Source organism: Caldibacillus sp. 210928-DFI.2.18, from assembly GCF_020554505.1.
GTDB classification, from domain to species: Bacteria; Bacillota; Bacilli; order Bacillales; family Caldibacillaceae; genus Caldifermentibacillus; species Caldifermentibacillus hisashii.
Genome location: NZ_JAJCHL010000194.1, coordinates 1 through 1,039 on the forward strand (window position 1 = coordinate 1; position 1,039 = coordinate 1,039).

Here is a 1,039-nt window from a genome sequence, read left to right on the forward strand (position 1 = left end):
TTCGGTAGCATTACCTCGCAAGCGAAAATGTTTTTTCGCTGAACTACGGCTCTGCCATCGCCTTAAGGCTCGGACGCCCGAGTTTTCTTTATAAGTTCAATTTTTGCTCAAATATTTTACCGTAAAACTTATCTCAATTCTTTATAATGAATCTTAGGAGGTGTTATTGGATGAAGGTAAATTATCCGCTAAAAAGTTCTGCTGCAAATATAAAAGAAATAAAGGAAGTCTTAAAACCATTTGGTGGGCGGTGTGCCAAAATTGTAGATAGCACACTTGAATATCAAATAAAAGAAGAAAAGCAAGAAGAAGCGTATCGTATGTTAAAAGATAAAGGGTATATCGATTAAAATCAGGAATGAATGTTCCTGATTTTAATCCAGTATAAGCGAACAATACAATATTTTCCAAGTTTTTGAGTAAGAAGCACTCTTTTTCACAGCTACAAATTTTTTAAAGCTTCTTCAATCGTTGTATCTCCTGATATAATATCAAATGAACGGCGGAACGTATTTTCTTCATTTAAAACAGCGACTACTGTTTTGGCTACATCTTCTCGGGGGATTGCCCCTCTTTGGAGATTTTCCGCAAGCTGTACCTTCCCTGTACCCGGTTCGTTGAGCAATGCACCCGGGCGTACAATTGTATAATTCAACGAACTTGAAACGAGCATTCGGTCTGCATAGTGTTTGGCAATCATATAGGGTTTAATTGGACTGTCTATCCAACTTTCCCGGTTATGCGCTTGGATGGCACTGACCATTACATAACGATTTGCTCCAACTTTTTCTGCCGCTTCCATCGATTTTACCGCACCATCCAAGTCAACAAGCAATGTTTTATCCGGACCTGTTTTACTGCCGGAACCCGCTGAGAAAATAACAGCATCGCAGCCTTCCATTGCCTTTGCAAGATCATCCACATTGCTTTCTAAATTGGCTACGAAGGAATCCACCCCTGATTGTTTAAAGGTTTCAGCCTGCTGTTCATCAAAAATCGGCAAGGATACCCCAACTTCAATCGTGTGTAGGGCGACAGC

2 protein-coding genes are annotated in these 1,039 nt (G+C 40.1%); one reads left to right on the forward strand and one right to left on the reverse strand.

Annotated features, from left to right (window positions below):
* Nucleotides 1-170 precede the first annotated feature (170 nt).
* Nucleotides 171-350 carry a hypothetical protein gene (locus LIZ98_RS17500; protein WP_227140411.1) on the forward strand — a complete coding sequence of 60 codons (180 nt, stop codon included), beginning with the start codon at nucleotides 171-173 and terminating at the stop codon, nucleotides 348-350.
* A gap of 92 nt (nucleotides 351-442) precedes the next feature.
* Here LIZ98_RS17500 and LIZ98_RS17505 read toward each other — a convergent pair.
* A partial coding sequence (locus LIZ98_RS17505) for an SDR family oxidoreductase (protein ID WP_227140410.1) occupies nucleotides 443-1,039 on the reverse strand: 597 nt, incomplete at its 5' end.

Coding starts and splice junctions, on each gene's coding strand:
- LIZ98_RS17500 (WP_227140411.1), top strand. CDS start 171: ATGAAGGTAAATTATCCGCTAAAAAGTTCTGCTGCAAATATAAAAGAA.